Genomic DNA, 20939 nt, shown 5'->3' with positions numbered 1-20939 from the left:
GCCACGTGCCGGCGGGGCGTCGCGTCTTCGAGGCCGACCCGGACAGCACGGGACAGCGGTTCCACGAGGAGCCGCTCTCTCTCCTCGCGCCCGACGGCCATAATCGATCCATGGGGACTGTGGCAGCGTTGTACCGGTATCCGGTGAAGTCCATGCTGGGTGAGGCCGTGATCGCCGTCGCCGTCACGGAACGCGGATTCACCGGCGACCGGGGGTACGCCGTACTCGACGGGACGGGTGCCGTGGGCAGCGCCAAACACCCCCGCAAATGGGGCGAGTTGCTGCGCTGCCGGAGCCGGCTGGACGACTCCGGCGCGGTCCGGGTCGTGCTGCCGGACGGCACGGCCCTGTCGGTGGAGGACCCGGACCTCGACATGCAACTGTCCAAGTTGCTGGGCCGCCAGGTGTTCGTGTCGGCCGTCGTACCGGAGCACAGCAGGCTGGAGCGGGCCGTGCCGGACTACGAGGGCGGTGTTCCGGATGTCGTGCGGGTGACCGCTTCCGTCGATGTCACGGGGGTGAGCGTCACGACGGGCGGCGTCGCCCCCGGTACGTTCTTCGACTTCGGGCGGGTCCATCTCGTCACCACGGCGTCCCTGGACCGGATGCGGACCGTGTATCCCGCCGGGGACTTCGACGCGCGCCGGTTCCGGCCGAACCTGGTGGTGGACACCGACGAAGGGCCGGGTTTCCCCGAGGACGCCTGGCCGGGATCACGTCTGCGCGTGGGCGAGGCGCTGTTCCGGGTCGTGGTGCCCACACCCCGCTGCGTGGTACCCACCCTCGGCCACGACGAGCTGCCGCCGGACCCGGGCATCATGCGCGCGGTCGCCCGGGACCACCGCATCCCCGTGTTCGACCTCGGTCGGCTCTCGTGCCTCGGCGTGTACCTGGACGTGCTGGAAGCAGGGACGGTCCGGGTGGGCGACGTGATCACGGTGCAGGAGGCCGCCTGACCAACCTGACCAGGAGGCCGCCGAGAGGAGGGCCGGCGGCTGCGTGCCGTCGGGCAGGGACGCGTGGGTCCCGCAGCGCGTCGGGGGGCCACCGCCTCACGAGTGCAGTTGTTTCTCACCAGGGCTCTGCGGCTGAGGACAGGGAACCCACCGCGTAGGTGTGGTAGATCTCCAGGAGGTCTTCGTCCTCAGGGACATCCACTCTGTACTCCGTCTCCCGGCAGACCAGAGCGCTCAGCCGAGCCAGACGGCGTAGCCCGGGAAAGACCTCGTCCTGCACGAAACGAGGATCGGTGCCCTCGGCCCGAAGGGGCGCTGCTACCGCTTTCTCAAGACCTTCCGAGGGTTGTGCGAGGGCGATGTGCAGTTCGCTCCATCCGCGGAAGCGGTGCAGGAACTGCGCCACGGTGTCCTCGACGGCGCAGCGCAGGAAATCGCCTTCTTCTACCGCCTGCTCGTCATCGATCACGCAGTACATGCCCAGGGTCGGGATCGGCCGGCATGCGCGGACGAGGCTCTGCCGCGCGGTCACCGGCAGACCCAGCCAGGAGGTGAGTCCTGGTGCGTCCGCCAGCGCGGTGGCCGCTTTCCGCTCCGCGATGTCGGTCCGGTCGCTGCCGACGGCCAGAGTCGTCAGCTGATTCGGACGGGACGGGTCCCAGTCGATGACGCACAGGATCGGCCCGGCCGTTACTCGATACACATGTCGTCCCCACCGTTGAAGTACTGCGAGTCGTAGTTGTACACGGTCGAGGCAGGTGCCTGCGGCGCCCGGTCGGCGACGGCTCGGCCCTGCCGACGTCGGCACGGTGACCAGGGCCGTCGTCGAAGCCGTGCATGGAGGAGGCGGCCAGGATCACCGGCACCCACAGCTCCGTCCGCGCACCGCCCGGGTTCGTGGCGGCCGAGGAGACCCCCGCTCCGGGGTCACCGCACCCACCCGGATCCGCCATGTCTTGCGGTTTCCGCCGAGAACGCGTGCGGCTGCTGTCACCGGGTGTCGCCGGGCGCACAGTGAAGCCACCGGCGACGACGCCGGACGGACGAAAGGTGCCCAGGATGCCGGAATTCAACGACGGGACCGCGGAGACCGAACTCCCGGCCGGTCCGGTCATGGTCACGGACGTCGTGGTCGTGGGATCCGGACCGGCGGGCGCCGCGGCGGCCCTGGCGCTCTCCACGCTCGGCGTGGACAACATCATGATCACCAAGTACCGCTGGACGGCGAACACCCCTCGCGCCCACATCACGAACCAGCGCGCCATGGAGGTCTTCCGTGACCTCGGCATCGAGGACCAGGTGCTCGCCGACGCCACGGATCACGACCTCGTCGGCGACACGGTGTTCTGCACCAGCATCGCCGGGGAGGAGATCGGCCGGATCCACACCTGGGGCACCCGCCCGGACCGCGAGGCGGACTACCGGCTCGCCTCGCCCTGTCTCACCGTGGACATCCCGCAGACCTATCTGGAGCCGATCCTCGTCCGGAACGCCGCCCGGCGCGGCACCCAGGTGCGCTTCTCCACCGAGTACCTCTCCCACACGCAGGACGCCGAGGGCGTCACCGTCGACGTCCTCGACCGGCTGACCGGGAAGGCGTACCTGATCCGCGCCAAGTACCTGATCGGCGCCGACGGCGCCCGCTCCATGGTCGCCGCCGACATCGGGCTGCCCTTCGAGGGGGCGATGGACATCGCCGGCTCGATGAACATCACCTTCAAGGCCGACATCAGCCGCTACGTCTCCCACCGGCCCTCCGTCCTGTACTGGGTGATCCAGCCCGGCTCGAACGTCGGCGGGATCGGCGCGGGGCTGGTCCGGATGGTCCGTCCCTGGAACGAGTGGCTGATCGTGTGGGGCTACGACATCAACGAGGAGCCCCCGCAGGTCGACGACGCGGCGGCGGTCCAGATCGTCCGCAACCTCCTCGGCATGCCGGACCTCGACGTCGAGATCACCGGCACCAGCCTCTGGGGCAACAACGAGATGTACGCCACCCGCCTGCACAGCGGCCGGGTGTTCTGCGCGGGCGACGCCGTCCACCGGCACCCGCCGAGCAACGGCCTCGGCTCCAACACCTCGGTGCAGGACGCCTACAACCTCGTGTGGAAGCTGGCAGCCGTCCTCAAGGGCCAGGCGGATCCCGCGCTGCTCGACACCTACTCCGCCGAGCGGGCGCCGGTCGCCGAGCGGATCGTGAAGCGGGCCAACAGGTCGAGCCGGGAGTTCGTCGACATCTTCAGGGCCCTGGGTGTCCTCGACGCCACGACGGAGGCCGAGATGACGGCCGCGATCGAGGAGCGCAAGGCCAACACCCCCGAGGGCGCCGCCAAACGGGCCGCGCTGGTGCGGGCGATGGACCTGAAGAACTACGAGTTCAACGCGCACGGCGTCGAACTCGGCCAGTTCTACACCTCGTCGGCGATCGTCCCCGACGGCAGCGCGCCGCCCGTGTCCGGGCGCGACCCCGACCTCTACTACGAGATGTCCACGGTGCCGGGCGCGCACCTGCCGCACGCCTGGGTCGGGGACAGCGCGCACCGCAAGGCGCTGATGGACCTGGCGCCGTACGACCGCTGGACGCTCCTCACCGGCATCGCGGGCGAGGCATGGGAGGCCGCGGCCGAGAAGGTCGGGCAGGAACTCGGTGTGCCGCTGGCCACGGTCGTCATCGGCCCGGGGCGCGAGGTCACCGACCTCTACTACGACTGGGCCAAGCTGCGTGGGGTCGAGGAGGGCGGGGTGCTGCTGGTCCGCCCCGACAAGCACATCGCCTGGCGTGCGACGACCCTGCCGGACGACCCGGCGGGCCGGCTGCGGGACGCCCTGACCGCCGTACTGGGAAGGGCCTGAGCCGGTGCGTTTCGACCATGAGAACCTGCCGCAGCGCGTGCGGTTCGCCTCCGGTGCGGCGGCCGCGAACCTGGCCGCCGAAGTCGGACTCCTCGGCGGCCTGCGGCCGATGGTGATCGCCGACCCGGCCGCGCGGGCCGTCGCCCGCGAGATCGCGGACGGGCTGCCCGTCGCGCACTGGCACGACCGGGACGGCGATGTCGTCATGCACGTCCCGGTCGCGGTGGCCGAGCGGGCCCGTGCGGCGGCGCGGGAGCACGACGTGGACGTCGTGGTCGCCGTCGGCGGCGGCTCGACGACCGGCCTCGCCAAGGCGGTCGCCCTGACCTCGGGGATCCCGGTGGTCGCGGTGCCGACCACCTACGCCGGCTCCGAGGCCACCGCGGTCTGGGGCCTGACCGAGGACGCCCGCAAGACCACCGGCACCGACCCGCGGGTCCTGCCCCGCGCCGTCGTCTACGACGCCGCGCTGACCCTGTCCCTCCCGGTCGGCATGAGCGTGGCCTCCGGGCTCAACGCCCTCGCCCACTGCGTCGACTCGATGTGGGCGCCGCGCACCGACCCGATCGACCAGGCCCTCGCGGCCGAGGGCGTCCGGGCCCTGCGCACCGGGCTGCCGCTGATCGTCAAGGAACCGGAGGGGCTGGACGGCCGGGAGCGCGCGCTGTACGGCGCGTACCTCTCCGCGACCGCCTTCGCGTCCGCCGGCTCGGGGCTGCACCACAAGATCTGCCATGTCCTCGGCGGCATGTTCGACCTGCCGCACGCCCAGACCCACGCCGTCGTCCTCCCGCACGTCCTCGCCTTCAACGCACCGCACGCCCCCGAGGCCGAGCAGCGCCTCGCGGCGGCCTTCGACGCGCCGACGGCGACCGCCGGACTGGCCCTCATGTACGACGAGTTGGACCCACCGCGCGCCCTGCGCGACCTCGGTATGCCCGAGGACGGCATCACCCCGGCGGCGGAGGCGATCGTCGCCGCCGCACCGCCCGACAACCCGCGGGCCGTCACGCTCGGACCGGTCCTCCGGCTGGTGCGTGCGGCCTGGGAAGGAGCACGGCCATGACCAGCGAGACCCGGGCCGCCGTCCCCGCCGAGCAGCAGGCGCGGGAGGCCGAGATCACCCGCCAGGTCCTCGACTCGTTCGGCGACTGCACCGATCCCCGTCTCAAGGAGGTCATGCAGGCTCTGGTGCGCCATCTGCACGCGTTCGTCCGGGAGGTGCGGCTGACGGAGGACGAGTGGAGCAAGGGGATCGACTTCCTCACCCGGACCGGGCACATCACCGACGACCGGCGCCAGGAGTTCATCCTCCTCTCGGACGTGCTCGGCGCCTCCATGCAGACCGTCGCCGTCAACAACCAGGCGTACGGCGACGCCACCGAGGCCACCGTCTTCGGGCCCTTCTTCGTCGAGAACAGCCCGGAGATCGCCGACGGCGGGGACCTCGCGTTCGGCGCCGCCGGTGAACCCTGCTGGGTGGCGGGCACCGTCACCGACACCACCGGCAAGCCCGTCTCCGGCGCGCGCATCGAGGTGTGGGAGGCCGACGAGGACGGCTTCTACGACACGCAGTACGGCGACGACCGTACGGCCGCCCGTGCGCACCTGTTCACCGGGGCGGACGGCGGCTACCGCTTCTGGGCCCTGACCCCGACGCCGTACCCGATCCCGCACGACGGACCGGTGGGCGAGCTGCTGGCGGCGACCGGGCGTTCGCCGATGCGCGCCTCGCATCTGCACTTCATGGTCAGCGCACCCGGCCTGCGCACCCTGGTCACGCACATCTTCGTGCGGGGCGACGAACTCCTGGACCACGACGCGGTGTTCGGTGTGAAGGACTCCCTGGTCAAGGAGTTCCGGCGGCAGCCGCCGGACACCCCGACACCGGACGGGCGGGACCTGGCGGGGCGCGCCTGGTCCCGGGCCGGATTCGACATCGTGCTCGCACCGGACGGCGCCTGACCCGCGCCCTGGGCGGGTGGCGGCGGGTCCGGCTCAGCCGTCGGCCCGGGCCTCCCGCAGCACATCGGTGGCGCGCACCCCGTACCGCTCCTTGAACCGGTGCGAGAAGCGGGCGGGCGAACCGAAGCCGCAGCGCGCGGCCACCTCGGCGACGGTCGGGTTCCCGCCCCCGGCCAGCAGCGCCCGCGCTCCCTCCAGCCGGCGTGCCAGCAGGTACTGCGGGACCGTCGTACCGCCCGCCGCGAACACCCGCGACAGATGCCGCTCGCTGATCCCGATGCCCCTGGCGATCCGGGCCGCGGTGAGCCCGCTGTCGCTCAAGTGGTCCTCGGCATAGGCCTTGGCCATCGCCAGATGGACCGCGGAGAGCGCGGCCGGTCGGCCGGTCACCACGCCGGCGAGCAGGTCCAGCAGGGTGTCCTCGTCGACCGGCCGGGACGTCTCGGGGTGCACGGCGCGGCCGGCCAGCCGCGCCAGCGTCCGGGCCTGGAGGTCGCCGGTGCCGAAGTCGAAGACCCGGGGGCGGGCCAGCGGCTCCGGCCCGGCGACCTCCCGCCACACCTGCCGCGGCACCTTGACGGCCAGCTCCTCCAGGCCCTGGGAGAAGCCGCGCATGAAGGGCCGGTCCGCGTCGCACACGATCAGCTGCCCCGGCCGGACGACCTGTACGCCGGCGGCGTGATAGAAGAACGCCTCTCCCACCAGCGTCAGGTAGCAGGCGATGGCCTCGGACGGCAGCCGCCGCACGACCGCGCGGGTACGTTCGACGACGTGGGGGTTCCCCGTCACCCGGGCCACATGCACCCGGGGGAGCTGAAGGTTGATCTCCGTCGCCTCAAGCGCCTCGTCATCGAGCGACCGGCAGCGCAGGCCTATCAACGCGCTCGCGTTGTGGTTCTCCCACAGCGCGACACGCTGCGCCTCGGGCAGTCCGATCGTGCTGAAGCGCACGGGCTCCGACAGCATGCCGGTCGTCATCCCCCCAGCGTAGTCCCGCCGGCGGCAGGACAGGTGCCGGTGCCGGAGGGCGCCTGGCTCTTGACTCCAGGGCGCGATGAGACCCAGTGTTATCGTTAACGCACCTACCTCGTAAGCAAGACGCACGCCGGTCCTTGGAGCATGACGTGACCCGTCTCTATGAACGCAACCCCCGCTACGCGACGGTCGGGGGCGCCGTCGCCCGTGGCTGGGATGCCGCCGTCAGGACCCTTCCGGCCGGCCCCGCCGTCCTGGCCCTCGACGGCCCGGCCGCCCTGGACTGGGACGGTGCCGCCGCGGCGCTGGCCGCCGCCCTCGCCGACCGCGGGGTGCCGACCCGGCTGCTGGACCTGCGTGCTCACGAGGCCGACTGGGACACCGTCCTCGGCCGTACCGGCGACAGCACCGGTCCCACCGCGGACCCCTACTACCTGCCGCTGGCGCAGAACTCGCTCGCCGACGTCTACCGCGAACTGCCGCGGGCCGAGCGGCCCGCCGAGGGGCTGCTCGTCGTCCACGGGCCCGGCTCGGCGCTGGTCGAGCACGACCTCCTCTGGTACGCCGACCTGCCCAAACGTCACGCGGAGGCGGCGATCGCCGCTCAGGAGCCGCCGCTCGGTGTGAACCTCGGACGGCACCGTGAGCCGGGCGACCTGCGCCGCCTCTTCTACGCGGACTGGCCGATGACCGACGCGCACCGCGACGCGATCGCCGGTCGCATCGACCGCTGGCTGGACCTGCAGCACCCGGAGACCCCCGCCTCCGTCGACGGCGCGACGATGCGTGCCACGCTCGCGGCGCTCGCCAGGGGCCCGGTGCGCTCCCGCCCGTACTTCAACTCCACACCGTGGGGCGGCCAGTGGGCCGTCCGCGAGCTGGGCTTCGAGCCGCGGCAGGGCAACACCGCGCTCGGCTACGAGCTGATCGCGCCGGAGGCGGGCGTGCTGGTGGGCGACGGCCCGGCGGCGGAGGTCGAGCTGCCCTTCCAACTGCTGTGCGTGCTGCACCCGGTGGAGTTCCTGGGCGCGGCCGTCCATGCCGAGTACGGCACCTCGTTCCCGATCCGCTACGACTACCTGGACACGGTGGAGGGCGGCAACCTCTCCCTGCACCTGCACCCGCGCGCCGAGTACATGCGGGCCCGCTTCGGCCGGCCCTACACCCAGCACGAGACCTACTACGTCACCGCCAACACCGGCGAGGGCGCGCGCATCCACCTCGGTCTCCGGCAGGACGCCGACACCGGCCTGATGCGCAAGCAGGTCGAGGCGGCGATCGAGCGCGGCGAGGAGATGGACGTCGAGCGGTTCGTGCAGAGCCACCCCTCGCGGGAAGGACAGCTGTACATGATCCCGGCGGGCACCCCGCACGCCTCCGGCGCGGGCAACCTCGTCCTGGAGGTCAGCGCCACGCCGTACCTGTACTCGCTGCGGTTCTACGACTGGCTGCGCAAGGACGCGCGGGGCAACTCCCGTCCGCTGCCCTACGAACACGGCTTCGCCAACCTCGAAACCGGCCGCCAGGGCGAGGGCGTGGTCCGCGACCTGATCCAGGAGCCGCGCACGCTGCGCGAGGGGCCGGGCTGGCGCGAGGAGGTCATCGGCGCCCTGCCGGAGATGTTCTACGAGGTCCGGCGCCTGGTCATCGACCCGGCGGCGGACGGCGCCCGGCCCGCCGAGGACGACACCGAGGGCCGCTTCCACATCCTGAACGTCTCCTCCGGCGAGGGCGTGGTCGTCGAGACCGCCGACGGCCGAAGCCATGAACTCGTCTTCGCCGAGACGCTGACCGTGCCCGCCGCGGTCGGCGCCTACCGGCTCCGGCCGCTGGGCGGGCGGCCGGTGCACGTGGTCAAATCCCTGGTCCGCTGAGCACGGATCAACTGGCGTGTTATCGATAACGCAATCCATGTCGGGCATCTTGCCCCCGGGCCGGGCCGAAGCCGCACGACAAGGGGCTGATCACGTGCTGACCGCACCTGCATCCGCATCCGCATCCACGTTCACGTCCACCTCCGTATCCGTATCCGCATCCGTGCCGGTCCTGGAGGTCGGCGGCACCCACGTCACCGCCGCCCTCGTGGACCTGAGCGGCGGAAGGACGGTCGGCGAGGTGGTGCGTCGGCCGCTGCCCGCGCAGGGCACCGCCGAGGAGATCCTCGACGGCATCGCCGCCACCGCCGCCCGGATCGACGCCCCCGCGGGGGCGGCCTGGGGCGTGGCCGTGCCCGGCCCGTTCGACTACGCGTCCGGCATCGCGCTCTTCGAGGACGTCGGCAAGTTCGACGCGCTGTACGGCGTGGACGTGCGCGCGGAACTGTCCCGGCGGATGCGCCCGGTGCCCGGCGCCCTGCGTTTCCTCAACGACGCGGACGCCTTCGGCATCGGCGAGTGCGTCGTGGGAGCGGCCGCCGGTCATGAACGCGCCGTGTGCATCACGCTGGGCAGCGGCGTCGGCTCCGCGTTCCTCGACCGGGGTGAGCCCGTCAACGACGGACCGCTGGTACCGCCGGACGGCAGCGCCCATCTGTTGTCGTACGACGGCCGGCCCCTGGAGGAGACGGTGTCACGGCGCGCGATCCGCGCCGCGTACGCCGGGGCGGTGCCGGCCGACCAGGGCCTGGTCGGCGATGTTCCCGATGTTCCCGGCGTTCCTGATGCCTCCGGTGTTCCCGGCGTTCCCGGCGTTCCCGACGTACACGCCATCGCCGAGCTGGCTCGCGGCGGGGACCGGGACGCGCGGGCGGCGCTGGAGCATGCCTTTCGGGCTCTGGGGGTCGCGCTGGCGCCATGGCTGGCGCGGTTCGGGGCGACCGCGCTCGTCGTCGGCGGATCGATGGCCGCCTCCTGGGACCTGATCGAAGGGCCGCTGAGAAGTGGGGCCGGCACCGGCGCGGGCGCCGGGCGTGCCGTTCGGCTGCGGTTCCGCGCCGCCGAACGGGCCCACGACGCACCCCTGCTCGGCGCGGCCGCGTGGGCAGCACGACCGCAGTCCGCAGCGGTGGCCGGCCACGGCCCCCACGTAGGATGAAAGGCCGCGGGCGTACCGTCGAGGCGCCCGCGGCCATCCCTCTTCAGGAGAGAGCGAGCGCAGTGCCCCCTTCCGGCGTCCCCGAACCGTCCGGGTCGGCCGCTCCCACGATGCGCGACGTGGCCGCCCGGGTCGGAGTCAGCGCCATGACCGTGTCGCGGGCGCTGAAGGACGACAAGCGGATCAGCCCCGAGACCAGACAGCGGGTGCTCGCCGCCGTTCGGGAACTGGGCTACCGCCGTAACGAAGTGGCCCGCAACCTGCGCCTGCGCCGCCCCAGCGGCATGATCGGCCTCGTCGTCACCAACCTCGGCAACCCCTTCTACTCCCGGCTCGCGCTCGGCGCCGAGCAGGTCGCCGAGGAACACGGGCTCCGGCTGGTGCTGGGCAACACCGCGGAGCAGGTCCCACGCGAACGCAACCTGGTGGAGGACCTGGTCGCACGCCGCGTGGACGGGATCATCGTGGTCCCGGCCGGCGCCACACACCGCCACCTCAGTCCCGCCTCGCTCGGCGGCACCCCTGTGGTCTTCGCCTCCCGGCCCCCCTCCGGCACGGAAGCCGACACCGTGCTCGTCGACGACTTCGGCGGCGCCCGCGACGCCACCGCGCACCTGCTGGCGCAAGGGCACCGGGCCATCGGCTTCCTCGGCAACCCTCCCGCCCTGTTCACCGGCGCCGAACGCTTCCGCGGCTACTGGGCGGCCCACGAGGAGAGCGGGCTGACGCCCCGCGAGGAGTGGATCCGCCGGGGGCCGCACGACATCCCCACCGCGGAGACGGCGGCCCTGGCGGTCCTGGACCGCGACGACCCGCCCACCGCCCTGTTCTGCACCAACAACCGCATCACCCTGGGCGCCTACCGCGCCGTCCGTCGCCTGGGCACCGACACCGCGCTCGCCGGCTTCGACGACTTCGAGATGGCCGACATGCTGGGCGTGCCCGTCACCGTCGTCTCCTACGACGCGGAAGAAGTCGGACGCCAGGCCGCCCGACTCCTCCTGGACCGCATCGAACGAGCACCGGACGCGCCGTCAGGTCCGCCCCGCCGCACGGTGGTACCTACGTCCGTCGTGCGCTACGGGGCCTGAGACCTCCTGTGTCCGGCCTCCGAGGTGGCTTCGTGCCGCGGTGCCGTACGTCACCGTGGTGCCGTGCGTCATCGCGGTGACCTGCGTCATCGCGGTGCCGAGCCGCGTTCCCGCAGCAGGTCTGTCATGACGCGGTGAGCCCGTTCGTGCAGGCGGCACCCGGCTCGGGGGTCTGCGGACCCTGGACGTACTCGGTGAGGAACTGCTCGACCCTCGGGTCGGCCGCCGTCTTCACGCTGAGCTGGTGGCCCCAGGCGGTCAGCGTGATCGCTCCGGACTGGGTCCTGTCCGGGCTCATCAGCGTGTAGGGCGTCTTGGAGACCTTGTCGGCGAGGGTGTCGCGGTCGGTCTGCGTGGCCTTGTCGTTGTACGTGACCCAGACCGCGCCGTGTTCGAGGGAGTGGACGGCGTTCTCGTCCGGGACGGCCTTGGTGTAGACGTTGCCGTTGCAGGTCATCCACACCGGGGCGTGGTCGCCGCCGACGGGCGGGTTCTCGGGGTAGTCGACCTTGGTCTGGACGTGGTTGCGGGTGAGCTTCTTGGCGTCCCAGACCTTCTCGCCGGATATCGGCTTCGCGGCCTCGGCGGCCTTCTGCTCGTCCTTCCGGTCGGCGTTGTGGACGGCGTAGGCGCCCCAGCCGACCAGTCCGGCGACGATGACGGTGCTGAGGGTGACGGTGATGACGCGGTTGCGGCGTTCGCGGGCTCTTTCGGCGCGGCGCAGCGCCTCGATACGGGCCTTGCGATCGGCGGCGGCCTGCTTCTTGCTGGTCTTGGACATGACTGGGCGTTCCTCGTCCCCGCCGGGCCGAGTCGTCGGGCGGCGGTGGGTGCAGGGTGGATGAACGGACGCTGACTGCCGCGCGCCTGAGCGCACGGCGTGGCGTTCGGCTACGTCCGCTGCACCTGGAGGAAGTGGAGATCGGGAGCGCCGCGCGTGGGCGTCAGGCCGAGCGAACAGGCCTGGACGGCCGAGCCGGAGCGGCTGGGGACGTGGGGCAGGACGGCCGGTACGGGCTGGGCCGCGGTGGGCAGCACCGCCCGGACACCGTGCGTGTCCTGAGCGCAACAGACGTCACCGGCGGGGCAGTTGCCCGGCTGGGTCGCCTGCGCCGTCCCGTGGTCGGTCGGATGGCCGGCGGCCGGTGCCGTCGGGGCGGGCGACGTGGCGGTCGTCGGCGCGGTCGCCAGGTCGGTGGCGGCATGAGCTGCGGGGCCCAGGCACATCACCAGCGCCGTGAGCAGCATGACCAGGGCGTGGCACAGCGCCGCGGGCCGCGTGGTCCGCCACGCGCCGCGCCGCCCGTGCTGTGTCCGGCCGCTCATCACGGAAATGCTAGGCGGCCGCTGTGAACGGACTGCTGGCGGGGTCGGGGCTGTCCGTGCTCATGGCGCTCCCCTTCCTGTGCACGCCCTCCGCCTGCATGGCGGGCAGTGGGGAGTTGCCTTTGAACCCGCTTCCCACAGGACATGTTTCCGCAGGTCAGAAGGGTGCTAACGGAGATGACAACGGTCACCGGTGCAGCCTTTGGCGATTCCCGGTCGGGTGCGTTTCACTGCGGTCAGGGCACCCGTCGCGAGGGGGAAGACGTCAGCATGAGCGATCACGATCACGATCATGATCACGGCCAGGGCCACGACCACGGCCAGGGCCACGACCACGGCCAGGGCCAAGGCCACGGCCAGGGCCAGGGCCAGGGCCACGGGCACGGCCACGGCGCAGGGCACGGCGCGGGCGGGCATGCCGGGCACGCGCACGGTGTCTCGGCGGACGCCGACCGCCGCTGGCTGGCCATCGCCCTCACCCTCATCACCGCGTTCATGGCGGTCGAGGTCGTCGTCGGTGTCGTCGCCGGTTCACTGGCCCTCATCTCCGACGCGGCGCACATGCTCACCGACGCCGCCTCGATCGTCCTCGCGCTGATCGCCATGCGGCTGGCCGCCCGGCCGGCCAAGGGTGGCTTCACCTACGGCCTCAAGCGCGCCGAGATCCTCTCCGCCCAGGCCAACGGGCTGACCCTGCTCCTGCTCGGGGCGTGGCTGGCCTACGAGGCGGTACGCCGGCTGGTCTCCCCGCCGCAGGTCGAGGGCGGTCTGATGCTCGCCACCGCGCTCGCCGGCATCGTGGTGAACGTGGCCGCGACCTGGTGCCTGTCCAGGGCCAACCGGTCCTCGCTCAACGTCGAGGGTGCCTACCAGCACATCCTCAACGACCTGTTCGCCTTCATCGGCACCGCGATCGCCGCGCTGATCGTCGTCCTGACCGGCTTCGCGCGGGCCGACGCGATCGCCACCCTCGTGGTGGTCGCCCTGATGGTGAAGGCCGGGTACGGGCTGCTGCGCGAGTCCGGCCGCATCTTCCTGGAGGCGGCGCCGGCCCACGTCGACCCGGACGCCCTGGGCGACAAGCTGGTCGCCGAGCCGCAGGTCGTCGAGGTCCACGACCTGCACGTCTGGCAGATCACCTCCGGCCAGGCGGCCCTGTCCGCGCACATCCTGGTCGAGCCCGGCGGCGACTGCCACGCCGTCCGCCGCGACCTGGAGGAACTCCTGCGCCACGACCACGGCATCACCCACACCACCCTCCAGGTCGACCACGCCTCCGCCCCCGTGCTCCACAGCGCCCTGCCCGGCGACCGTGACCTGCTCCCCCTGGACGCCGACGGGCACTGCGAGGAGCCGCACGGCCCGGTCCACCGCGACGAACCGCACGAACACTGACCCACTGACCTGCTGACCTGCTGCCGACCGCGGCCTCCGGCATCGACGCACGCCCTGGTTCCCCCCTTCCGCCCATTGTTGACGGTGCTTACATTCCAGGGATACGCTCATGTGATCACTGTCAACATGTGAGTCAGGGAGTCATGTCGATGCCCTCGTCCCAGCAGGAAACGGTCCAGGAAACAGTCCAGGAAACAGTCAAGGCCGACCTGGGTGGCCGTACCGTCACCATCCCCAAGGGCGGCCTGTACGACCGCTACCGGATGGACACCGATCTGGACGAAGTCGCCCGTGATCCGCGCGTCAGCGGTGTGGACTTCTTCCGGCGGCTGCCCAAGACCAGGGTCGAATCCCCGATCGGCGCCACGCTCACCCCGAACTTCTACTACCGCATCTCGACCACCCGGATCACGATGCTCGCCCGCTCTCGTGCGATCCGCTCCCGGCTGCCGGGGGAGCTGGCGCCGCTGGAGGTCGCGCCCGGGCTCGGGCTGATCTCGGTGATGTTCTTCCGGTACGACGTGTGCGACATCGACTTCTACACCGAGGCGGCCGTCGGGATCGCCGTGAAGCCGGCCCGGCACGGCAGGCTCGACTTCTTCGACCTCGTCGCCGCCCTGAAGAACGAGCACCTCGACTCCTACGTGCTGTCCCTCCCGGTGAGCACGGAGATCGCCCAGGTGCGCGGCCACGACGGGTACGGCTTCCCCAAGTGGGTCACCGACCTCGACGTCGACATCGACGCCCACCGGACGACCGCACGCGTGACGAACGGCGCCGGCGGCACCGACCTCGCGCTGTCCGCGCCCACACCGGCCCAGACCGCCTACCCGAGCGGCAAGCGGGTCTCGACGCTCACCTCGTACACCTCCATCGACGACGCCTGGCACTCGACCCTGAGCCAGACCAACGTGCTGTCGGCCGGCGCGGAACTGGTCCCGCGCAAGCTCGCGCTCCAGGTGGGGGAGGGGCGCATGGCCGACGACCTGCGTTCCCTGAACCCGATCCGGACGATTCAGTTCGACGTCGTCACCGAAGGCCAGCTCGCCCTGCACATGCCGGTCCCGACCTCGGTCCAGAGCCGGTAGCAAGGAGTCCTGTCATGGCCATCGACCACGCCACCCCCGCCCCCGCCGACTTCCACGGTTCCGCACTGCCGGCCTCGCTCACCCCGGCCCTGATCGATCGGCTGACCGCGCGCGTCGTCGCGGCGTCCGACGCCGCTCGGGTCACCACCAACGCCCCTTACACAGGTTCCCCGTTGGCCGACCTGCCGGTCTCCACGCCGGGGGAGGTCGAGGACGCGTTCGCGCGCGCCGGTGGTCGCGGCGAGCGACGAGCACCTGGGGCCCTTCCCGTCGGCCTGTCGGCCTGTCGGCCTGTCGGTCCGTCGGCCCGTCTACGCGGGGCCGCCCTGTGACGCGGACAGCCAGGCGCGGTAGCGGCGCAGGGCCCGGCGCTGCCTGCGCTGCTCGGAGATGAGGGCGAGCGCCGGGTGGGTGCCGGGTGTGGGGCGGCTGCCGCGGGCGATGCGGCGCATCTGGTGGCGGACCTGTGCCATGCCGGCCGCCGAGGCGAGGGCCTTGTCGGACCATGTCACCGGCCGAAGCTGTGCGTCGGCCTCGCGCCCCTGGCGCCAGCGGGCGGGCAGGTCCGGGGTGACGGCGAGGGCCGTACCCATCCCGGTGATCGCCACGCCGCTGTCGAGGACCTTCTCGGCGGTGGCGCGCCGGGTGATGCCGCCGGTGAGCATCAGCGGCAACGGGCTGGTCCTGACCAGGTCCTTCGCCAGGTCGAGGAAGTACGCCTCGCGGGCCTGGGTACGCGCGTCGGCGGGGCGTCCCGACATCGCCGGGCTCTCGTAGCTGCCGCCGGACAGTTCGACCAGGTCGACGCCGAGCGGTGCGAGCATCTCGATCACCTGGCGGGCGTCGTCGGCGTCGAACCCGCCACGCTGGAAGTCGGCGGAGTTGAGTTTCACCGCGACCGCGAAGGCCGGGGAGACGGCGGCTCGGACCGCGCGCACGACGTCCAGCAGCATCCGGGCCCGGTTCTCCAGCGATCCGCCCCACAGGTCGGTGCGCTTGTTGACCAGGGGGGACAGGAACTGCGACAGCAGGTAGCCGTGCGCGGCGTGGATCTCCACGCCGTCGAAGCCCGCCTGCTCGGCGCGCCGGGCCGTGACCGCGTACCGGGTCACGGTGGTCCGGATCTGCTCGGGCGTCATGGCCACGGGGCGGCCGAAACGACTGCTGTGCCTGCCCAGGTCGACGGCGACCGCGGACGGGCCCCACACGACGCCGGGCATGTCGGACCCGATCTGGCGGCCGGGGTGGTTGATCTGCATCCAGATCGCGCCGCCGCCCGTCCGGCCGGCCCTGGCCCACTCGATGAAGGGCTCCAGCGGCGCGGCCTCGTCGAGTACCACCCCGCCCGGACCGGTCAGCGCCTCGGCGTGGACCATGACGTTGCCCGTGATCAGCAGCCCGGTGCCGCCGGCGGCCCACCGCCGGTACAGCTCGAACAGCGCCTTGTCCGGGAGCTGGCCGTCGCCGGCCATGTTCTCCTCCATGGCCGCCTTCGCGATCCGGTTGTTCAGTACCTGCCCGGAGCGCAGGGAAAAGGGCGAGAACAGCTCGCTGGTCATCCGGGTTCCCCTCTCGATCTCGATCGCTTACGATGTGTGCAGTGTTCACATTAAGGCTGCGATGTAAGCGACGTGAACATGGAAGGGTGTGACCTGCATCGCAGATGGACGGGGGTCGGCAGGGGTGGTGGCGATGTCATGCAGCGCCGGGGGCTCTACCCCCTGGCACCGGGCACTTCGCCGTATCCGGGGCTGGAGGTCTCGGGCCGTATCGGTGCCGTCGGCGAGGGGGTGAGCGGCTGGCAGGTGGGCGACGAGGTCTGCGCGCTGCTGACCGGTGGCGGCTACGCCCAGAAGGTCGCCGTCCCTGCGGGCCGGCTGCTCACGGTGCCGAAGGGAATCGGCCTGGTCGAGGCCGCGGGCCTGCCCGAAGCGGTCGCCACGGTGTGGTCCGACATCGTCATGACCGCCGGGCTGAAGGAGGGCGAGACCCTCCTCGTGCACGGCGGGGCCGGAGGCGTCGGCACTGTGGCGGTCCAGATCGCCAAGGCGCTGGGGGTGAGTGTCGTCACCACCGTCGGCGGGATCCTGCTGGTGAACGGCTGGAGCTGCTAGGGCCGCCGGCGCCGGGCGGCCGTCGCCCCGCCCCGGTCAGGGGGTGCCGGGATCCTCGTACGGGATGCGGTTCAGGTGCACGACCTCACCCAGGGTGCCCCATTCGTCCGCGCCGAGTTTGGTGAGCGGACGCAGTAGCTCGCTGCTGGGCCGCCCGTCCACCAGGTAGTCCTCGTCGACGGCGGCATGCAGCACCCGCCCGAAGACCAGCGTGGAGTTGCCCATGCGCAGCGTGGTGTGGGATCGGCACTCCAGAACCACATGGGACGCGGCGACCCTGGGTGGACGTACGCACTTGCTGGCCTCGCGTGCGATGCCCGCGGTGTCGAACTCGCTCACCGAACGGGGGAAGTCGGTGGCGGTCGCGTTGATCAGCCGCAGCAGCTGTTCGGACGAGAAGTTGACGACGAACTCCCCGGTGTCCTCGACGTTCCGCAGGGAGTCCTTCCGGCCGATCGAGGTGAACTGGACGATCGGGGGATCGGTGCTGGCGATGCTGAAGAAGGAGTGCGGGGCCAGGTTCTCGGTGCGTCCGTCGGGGGTGACCGTGGAGATCCAGGCGATCGGGCGCGGAACGACGACCGACGTCAGGAACCGGTAGAAATCCGTGCTGCTCATCGCTTCAGGAGCGTATTCCAGACGCATGGTGGCCTCCCAGGCGCTGTAGCGGCCGTGGCTCGCGCCGCGGCCGGTCGTACCGGTGCTTCACACCGTCGGTTCGGTCGGCCGCGGGGGAGCGGGCAGCCCCCGGCTCACCAGGTCCACGGCCTCGGACACCAGGGCGACCACCTCCGGGCCGGAGTCCGGCTGCCAGCAGCTGATGGCGGCCTGCAGTGCCGCGAAGACCGCGGCCGCGGCCGTCCGTACATAGAGGTGGCACTCCGGCAGGCCGGTGCGTGCCGCCACCGCCCTCGTCACCGCCTCCTCCACCGTGCGGTTGGTCAACATGATCCGTGGCAGGAGCTCCGGACGCTCGCGCAGCAACAGCACGCGGTCCAGCCAGATCCTGCCGGTGGCGAGCTCGCTCAGCCGCTCCACGAACACGGCCCTGATCGCCTCCGGCGGGGTCTCCTCCGGAGGGCGGGCGGTGATCCGCCGCTCGATCAGTGCGGGTGCCCCCTCCTCCAGCATGAAGGCGGCCTCGTCCTTGGTGGCGAAGTAGTTGAAGAAGGTGCGTGGGGAGACCCCGGCCTCGGCGCAGATGCTCTCCACCGTGACGGCTTCCGGGCCGTGCCGGCGGAAGAGCGCCACCGCGGCGCTCTGCAGCGCTCGGTGCGTCGCTCGCTTCTTGCGTTCGCGCAGCCCGTCGGGGCGGCCGCTCTCCATGTGCTCGTCGCTCCCCATCCGCTCGTCGGACCCCCGGGTGCCGGCGGCCGGACAATTGCTACAGTACTGCAAAAATGCAGTACTGCAAGAATCTATTACGATGACTGCTCTCAGTCGTACGCCGGACGGGAACCGCTCCGGTCGTCCCCGGCGCATTGGAGTTCCCGTGGCGGAACGGACAGCACGATCCAGAGGCCAGTCCGTGGCCATGACCCTGGCCGAAGCCCTGTGGTTCCCGGTGTGCCTGTTCCTGGGCATGCTGTTCTTCTTCGCGCCCGCTCTGCACGCACCGCAGCCGCACCATGTGAAGGTCGCCGTGGCCGATCCCGCGGTGGCCCGGCAGGTCGACAGCGCGCTGGGTACCAGGGCGCCCGGCGGGTTCGACGTCACCGCGGTGGCCGACGGCCCGTCGGCCCGGCAGTCGGTGCTCGACCGGGACACAGCGGCGGGTTTCCGCCAGGACCGGCTCCACGCGGTGCTCTACGTGGCGAAGGCCAACGGCGCCTCCCTCGAACAGGCCCTGACCCGGACGTTCACCCAGGTCGCCGCCGAGAGCCACCGGCACCTGACCGTCGTCGACGTGGCGCCCACCGAACAGAAGGACGAGCTGGGCACCACCCTGCTGTACTTCGCCCTGGCCTGGAGCATCCCTGCCTACGTGCTGGCGACCACGCTGCTGCGTGCGGTGACCTTCGGCCGGCGCAGGAAGCTCCTCACCATCGCCGGTGTGGCCGCCGGGTACAGCGTCGTCGGCTTCTACGCCGGCGTGTGGCTGGGCTACCTGCCCGACAGGCCGGCGGCCATGGGGGTGTCCTTCCTGCTCACCACGGCGGTGGCGACGGCCGCCTCGGGGCTCGCCCCGTTCGTCCGGCAGTTCTTCCCGGCCGTGGCCATGGGGCTGTTCATCGTGATGAGCATCCCGACCAGCGGCGGCGCCGTGCCCGCGCCGATGCTGCCGATGTTCTTCCAGCACGTCCGCGCGGCGATGCCGCTGGCCAACGGCCTGGACGCGCTGCGCGGCGTCCTCTACTTCGGCGGCGCCGGAGTGCTGGAGCCGGTCCTGGTCCTCTGCGCCTGGTTCGCGGGCGGCGTCGCCCTGCTCGGGCTCGACCTCCGGCTGCACCGCCGCAGGACCGGGGTGCGGGCCGGGGGAGCCGGTGAGGTGGACGACGGCGACGGGCGGAGCGAGCTCGTCGAGGAACCCCCGGTCGAGGACCCGTCACTGGAGACGCCCAGGCCGGCGGCGCTCCCGGTGCACGCGCACCACTTCGGGGAGCAGGTGCCGGTGCTCACCGGCCGGGTCCAGGACCGCGAGGGCCGCCCGGTCCGCGGCGCCGCGGTGACCGTCATCGACGCGCGGGGACGCCAGCTCGTGCGCAGCGTGACCGACGAGACCGGTGAGTACGCCGCGACCGGTCTTCCCGAGGGGTACCTCAGCATCGTGGTCTCGGCGCCCGGCCTGCATCCGATGGTGCACCAGACGCTGCTGCAGAGCGGGCTGACGGCCCGGGCCGACTTCGCCCTGCACGGCAGGCTGCCGCACGGACGTCATGCCAGAGCGGTGCACGTGATCGGCCCGCCGGTGTGACGTGGATGAGCGGCCGGCCTGCCGGTATGACGGAGATGAGCGGCCGACCCGCCGGTGTGACGGAGATGAGCGGCCGACCCGCCGGTGTGACGGAGATGAGCGGCCGACCCGCCGGTGTGACCGAGAGGAGCGGCCGACCCGCCGCCGTTCCGCGGGGCGCGTGCGGTCACGGCGGTCTTCCCGGGCGTCCCCCGGGCTCCTCCCCGCCGACCTCGGTGCCGGCGTCGTCGGCACCGGTGTCGTCGGGGGGCAGTGCGGGGTAGCCGCCCGCGGCGAGTCTGGCCACCATCGCGGCGAGCTGCCCACAGGCTCTGGCGATCTCCCGTTGCGTCGCGTTGCGCTCGCTGACGGCCGCCGCGACGAGCAGTGCGGTGAGCGCGGAGGAACCGTTGAACGCCTGCAGGGTGATCATGTCGGTGAGGAGGTCGTGACCGGCGAACGGACCGGCCCCCCGGGCGGCCGCGACGACCGCGAAGGTCGACACGGCCAGGGCGCAGGGCGCCGCCCCGGCCAGCTGGAAGCGGAAGGCCGCCCAGATCAGCAGCGGGAAGCCGAGGAACATGAGCGGCGTGCTGCCGGTCTCCAGGAGCCCGACGCCGTAGGTGGCCGCGACGAGCAGCAGCGCCTCCACCCAGCGGGAGACCGGAACGTCCCTCGGCCGGTGTGCCGAGCGCAGTGCGAGCAGGACCGGCGTCACCACCAGTACGCCCATCGCGTCGCCGGTCCACCAGACCGACCAGGTGGGCCAGAACCGGTCCGCGGTCAGCGCACCGGCGAGGGCCAGGGTTGCGCTGCCCGTCGTCGAGCTGACCAGCATCCCGGTGAACGCACCGAGGAAGATCAGGGCGAGCGCGTCCCGCAGCCGGTTCAGTTCGACATGGAACCCCGTACGGCGGAGCAGGGCGTACGAGCACACGGGCGCCAGGGTGTTGCCCGCCGCGATCCCGATGACGGCCCACACCGACGGTCCGAGGGAGACGTTGACCAGGAGTGCGCCGATCGCGATCCCCGGCCAGACCCGCGGCCCGCGCAGCAGCAGGCCCGCCAGGGCGATGCCGGTCGGCGGCCACAGCGGGGTGACCTGGCCGCGCACCAGTTGCAGGAGGAGCCCCAGCCTCGCCGAGCCGTAGTACAGCGCCGCGACGACGAGGATGTCCAGAGCGGCCACACCGCCGCGCCGGAGTCGTTCACGCCGGGCGACAGTCATCGGGCGACCTCCGCGTCGACAT

Annotated in this window: 18 protein-coding genes and 2 pseudogenes; 12 read left to right on the top strand and 8 right to left on the bottom strand. The window is 72.0% G+C overall.

Features of this window, described 5'->3' with window-relative positions; translation table 11 throughout:
* Positions 1-110 precede the first annotated feature (110 nt).
* Entirely contained in the window at positions 111-956 is an 846-nt protein-coding gene (locus ACFWPQ_RS35185; RefSeq protein WP_384043953.1) for an MOSC domain-containing protein, read from the top strand.
* A 115-nt stretch (positions 957-1071) separates the two neighbouring features.
* On the opposite strand, the gene ACFWPQ_RS35180 is transcribed toward ACFWPQ_RS35185, so the two are convergent.
* Entirely contained in the window at positions 1072-1659 is a 588-nt protein-coding gene (locus ACFWPQ_RS35180) for a hypothetical protein (RefSeq protein WP_384043950.1), read from the bottom strand.
* Positions 1660-2015: 356 nt separating this feature from the next.
* On the opposite strand from ACFWPQ_RS35180, the gene ACFWPQ_RS35175 reads away from it, so the two are divergent.
* The 3 genes from ACFWPQ_RS35175 to ACFWPQ_RS35165 are packed head-to-tail and all read left to right on the top strand — an operon-like array spanning position 2016 to position 5774.
* A complete protein-coding gene (locus ACFWPQ_RS35175) occupies positions 2016-3809 on the top strand; it encodes an FAD-dependent oxidoreductase (RefSeq protein ID WP_384043947.1) in 1794 nt (597 codons plus the stop codon).
* A gap of 4 nt (positions 3810-3813) precedes the next feature.
* Positions 3814-4875 (top strand): maleylacetate reductase, encoded by a 1062-nt coding sequence (locus ACFWPQ_RS35170; RefSeq protein WP_384043944.1) that lies wholly within the window; start codon positions 3814-3816, stop codon positions 4873-4875.
* Positions 4872-5774 (top strand): intradiol ring-cleavage dioxygenase, encoded by a 903-nt coding sequence (locus ACFWPQ_RS35165; protein WP_384043941.1) that lies wholly within the window; start codon positions 4872-4874, stop codon positions 5772-5774. Before ACFWPQ_RS35170 ends, ACFWPQ_RS35165 begins: the two co-directional genes overlap by 4 nt.
* A 33-nt stretch (positions 5775-5807) precedes the next feature.
* On the opposite strand, the gene ACFWPQ_RS35160 is transcribed toward ACFWPQ_RS35165, so the two are convergent.
* Positions 5808-6752 (bottom strand): AraC family transcriptional regulator, encoded by a 945-nt coding sequence (locus ACFWPQ_RS35160; RefSeq protein ID WP_384043938.1) that lies wholly within the window; start codon positions 6750-6752, stop codon positions 5808-5810.
* Positions 6753-6898: 146 nt separating this feature from the next.
* On the opposite strand from ACFWPQ_RS35160, the gene ACFWPQ_RS35155 reads away from it, so the two are divergent.
* The 3 genes from ACFWPQ_RS35155 (at position 6899) to ACFWPQ_RS35145 (ending at position 10873) form a co-directional block, all read left to right on the top strand.
* Positions 6899-8623 carry a class I mannose-6-phosphate isomerase gene (locus tag ACFWPQ_RS35155; protein WP_384043935.1) on the top strand — a complete coding sequence of 575 codons (1725 nt, stop codon included), beginning with the start codon at positions 6899-6901 and terminating at the stop codon, positions 8621-8623.
* A gap of 163 nt (positions 8624-8786) precedes the next feature.
* A complete protein-coding gene (locus ACFWPQ_RS35150) occupies positions 8787-9782 on the top strand; it encodes an ROK family protein (RefSeq protein ID WP_384043932.1) in 996 nt (331 codons plus the stop codon).
* Between the two features lie 110 nt (positions 9783-9892).
* Positions 9893-10873: a LacI family DNA-binding transcriptional regulator gene (locus ACFWPQ_RS35145; protein ID WP_384043929.1), complete on the top strand. Its 981-nt coding sequence runs from the start codon at positions 9893-9895 to the stop codon at positions 10871-10873.
* 124 nt (positions 10874-10997) lie between these two features.
* Here ACFWPQ_RS35145 and ACFWPQ_RS35140 read toward each other — a convergent pair whose 3' ends face one another.
* Positions 10998-11654, bottom strand: a complete 657-nt coding sequence (locus ACFWPQ_RS35140; RefSeq protein ID WP_384043926.1) for a DUF3105 domain-containing protein — start codon at positions 11652-11654, stop codon at positions 10998-11000.
* 110 nt (positions 11655-11764) lie between these two features.
* Positions 11765-12199 carry a hypothetical protein gene (locus tag ACFWPQ_RS35135; protein WP_384043923.1) on the bottom strand — a complete coding sequence of 145 codons (435 nt, stop codon included), beginning with the start codon at positions 12197-12199 and terminating at the stop codon, positions 11765-11767.
* A gap of 270 nt (positions 12200-12469) precedes the next feature.
* On the opposite strand from ACFWPQ_RS35135, the gene ACFWPQ_RS35130 reads away from it, so the two are divergent.
* The 3 genes and pseudogenes from ACFWPQ_RS35130 to gabD2 form a co-directional block, all read left to right on the top strand.
* Positions 12470-13594, top strand: a complete 1125-nt coding sequence (locus ACFWPQ_RS35130; RefSeq protein ID WP_384043920.1) for a cation diffusion facilitator family transporter — start codon at positions 12470-12472, stop codon at positions 13592-13594.
* A 149-nt stretch (positions 13595-13743) separates the two neighbouring features.
* Positions 13744-14682: an acetoacetate decarboxylase family protein gene (locus ACFWPQ_RS35125; RefSeq protein WP_384044154.1), complete on the top strand. Its 939-nt coding sequence runs from the start codon at positions 13744-13746 to the stop codon at positions 14680-14682.
* A 14-nt stretch (positions 14683-14696) separates the two neighbouring features.
* Positions 14697-14954, top strand: a pseudogene (gabD2, locus tag ACFWPQ_RS35120) (succinic semialdehyde dehydrogenase); the annotation flags it as partial.
* A 39-nt stretch (positions 14955-14993) separates the two neighbouring features.
* Here gabD2 and ACFWPQ_RS35115 read toward each other — a convergent pair.
* Positions 14994-16241, bottom strand: coding sequence for an NADH:flavin oxidoreductase/NADH oxidase family protein (locus ACFWPQ_RS35115; RefSeq protein WP_384043917.1), 1248 nt, complete (start codon positions 16239-16241; stop codon positions 14994-14996).
* Positions 16242-16349: 108 nt separating this feature from the next.
* On the opposite strand from ACFWPQ_RS35115, the pseudogene ACFWPQ_RS35110 reads away from it, so the two are divergent.
* Positions 16350-16766, top strand: a pseudogene (locus ACFWPQ_RS35110) (alcohol dehydrogenase catalytic domain-containing protein); the annotation flags it as partial.
* A 66-nt stretch (positions 16767-16832) separates the two neighbouring features.
* On the opposite strand, the gene ACFWPQ_RS35105 reads toward ACFWPQ_RS35110, so the two are convergent.
* Complete coding sequence (locus ACFWPQ_RS35105) at positions 16833-17441, bottom strand: flavin reductase family protein (protein ID WP_384043914.1); 609 nt, start codon at positions 17439-17441, stop codon at positions 16833-16835.
* A 60-nt stretch (positions 17442-17501) separates the two neighbouring features.
* Positions 17502-18140 carry a TetR/AcrR family transcriptional regulator gene (locus ACFWPQ_RS35100; RefSeq protein WP_384043911.1) on the bottom strand — a complete coding sequence of 213 codons (639 nt, stop codon included), beginning with the start codon at positions 18138-18140 and terminating at the stop codon, positions 17502-17504.
* 190 nt (positions 18141-18330) lie between these two features.
* On the opposite strand from ACFWPQ_RS35100, the gene ACFWPQ_RS35095 reads away from it, so the two are divergent.
* Positions 18331-19710 carry a carboxypeptidase regulatory-like domain-containing protein gene (locus ACFWPQ_RS35095; RefSeq protein WP_384043908.1) on the top strand — a complete coding sequence of 460 codons (1380 nt, stop codon included), beginning with the start codon at positions 18331-18333 and terminating at the stop codon, positions 19708-19710.
* Positions 19711-19876: 166 nt separating this feature from the next.
* Here ACFWPQ_RS35095 and ACFWPQ_RS35090 read toward each other — a convergent pair whose 3' ends face one another.
* Positions 19877-20917 carry an MASE1 domain-containing protein gene (locus ACFWPQ_RS35090; protein WP_384043905.1) on the bottom strand — a complete coding sequence of 347 codons (1041 nt, stop codon included), beginning with the start codon at positions 20915-20917 and terminating at the stop codon, positions 19877-19879.
* Positions 20918-20939 lie beyond the last annotated feature (22 nt).

Source organism: Streptomyces sp. NPDC058464 (assembly GCF_042721035.1).
In the GTDB taxonomy this organism is placed as follows: Bacteria; Actinomycetota; Actinomycetes; order Streptomycetales; family Streptomycetaceae; genus Streptomyces.
This window is presented reverse-complemented; position numbering and strand designations above follow the sequence as displayed.

What these genes read in the sequence shown, in the direction of transcription:
- ACFWPQ_RS35100 (WP_384043911.1), bottom strand. Translation starts at nt 18,140, where the DNA reads ATGGGGAGCGACGAGCACATGGAGAGCGGCCGCCCCGACGGGCTGCGC.
- ACFWPQ_RS35115 (WP_384043917.1), bottom strand. Translation starts at nt 16,241, where the DNA reads ATGACCAGCGAGCTGTTCTCGCCCTTTTCCCTGCGCTCCGGGCAGGTA.
- ACFWPQ_RS35125 (WP_384044154.1), top strand. Translation starts at nt 13,744, where the DNA reads ATGCCCTCGTCCCAGCAGGAAACGGTCCAGGAAACAGTCCAGGAAACA.
- ACFWPQ_RS35175 (WP_384043947.1), top strand. Translation starts at nt 2,016, where the DNA reads ATGCCGGAATTCAACGACGGGACCGCGGAGACCGAACTCCCGGCCGGT.
- ACFWPQ_RS35105 (WP_384043914.1), bottom strand. Translation starts at nt 17,441, where the DNA reads ATGCGTCTGGAATACGCTCCTGAAGCGATGAGCAGCACGGATTTCTAC.
- ACFWPQ_RS35165 (WP_384043941.1), top strand. Translation starts at nt 4,872, where the DNA reads ATGACCAGCGAGACCCGGGCCGCCGTCCCCGCCGAGCAGCAGGCGCGG.
- ACFWPQ_RS35090 (WP_384043905.1), bottom strand. Translation starts at nt 20,917, where the DNA reads ATGACTGTCGCCCGGCGTGAACGACTCCGGCGCGGCGGTGTGGCCGCT.
- ACFWPQ_RS35140 (WP_384043926.1), bottom strand. Translation starts at nt 11,654, where the DNA reads ATGTCCAAGACCAGCAAGAAGCAGGCCGCCGCCGATCGCAAGGCCCGT.
- ACFWPQ_RS35160 (WP_384043938.1), bottom strand. Translation starts at nt 6,752, where the DNA reads ATGACGACCGGCATGCTGTCGGAGCCCGTGCGCTTCAGCACGATCGGA.
- ACFWPQ_RS35135 (WP_384043923.1), bottom strand. Translation starts at nt 12,199, where the DNA reads ATGAGCGGCCGGACACAGCACGGGCGGCGCGGCGCGTGGCGGACCACG.
- ACFWPQ_RS35130 (WP_384043920.1), top strand. Translation starts at nt 12,470, where the DNA reads ATGAGCGATCACGATCACGATCATGATCACGGCCAGGGCCACGACCAC.
- ACFWPQ_RS35185 (WP_384043953.1), top strand. Translation starts at nt 111, where the DNA reads ATGGGGACTGTGGCAGCGTTGTACCGGTATCCGGTGAAGTCCATGCTG.
- ACFWPQ_RS35145 (WP_384043929.1), top strand. Translation starts at nt 9,893, where the DNA reads ATGCGCGACGTGGCCGCCCGGGTCGGAGTCAGCGCCATGACCGTGTCG.
- ACFWPQ_RS35095 (WP_384043908.1), top strand. Translation starts at nt 18,331, where the DNA reads ATGACCCTGGCCGAAGCCCTGTGGTTCCCGGTGTGCCTGTTCCTGGGC.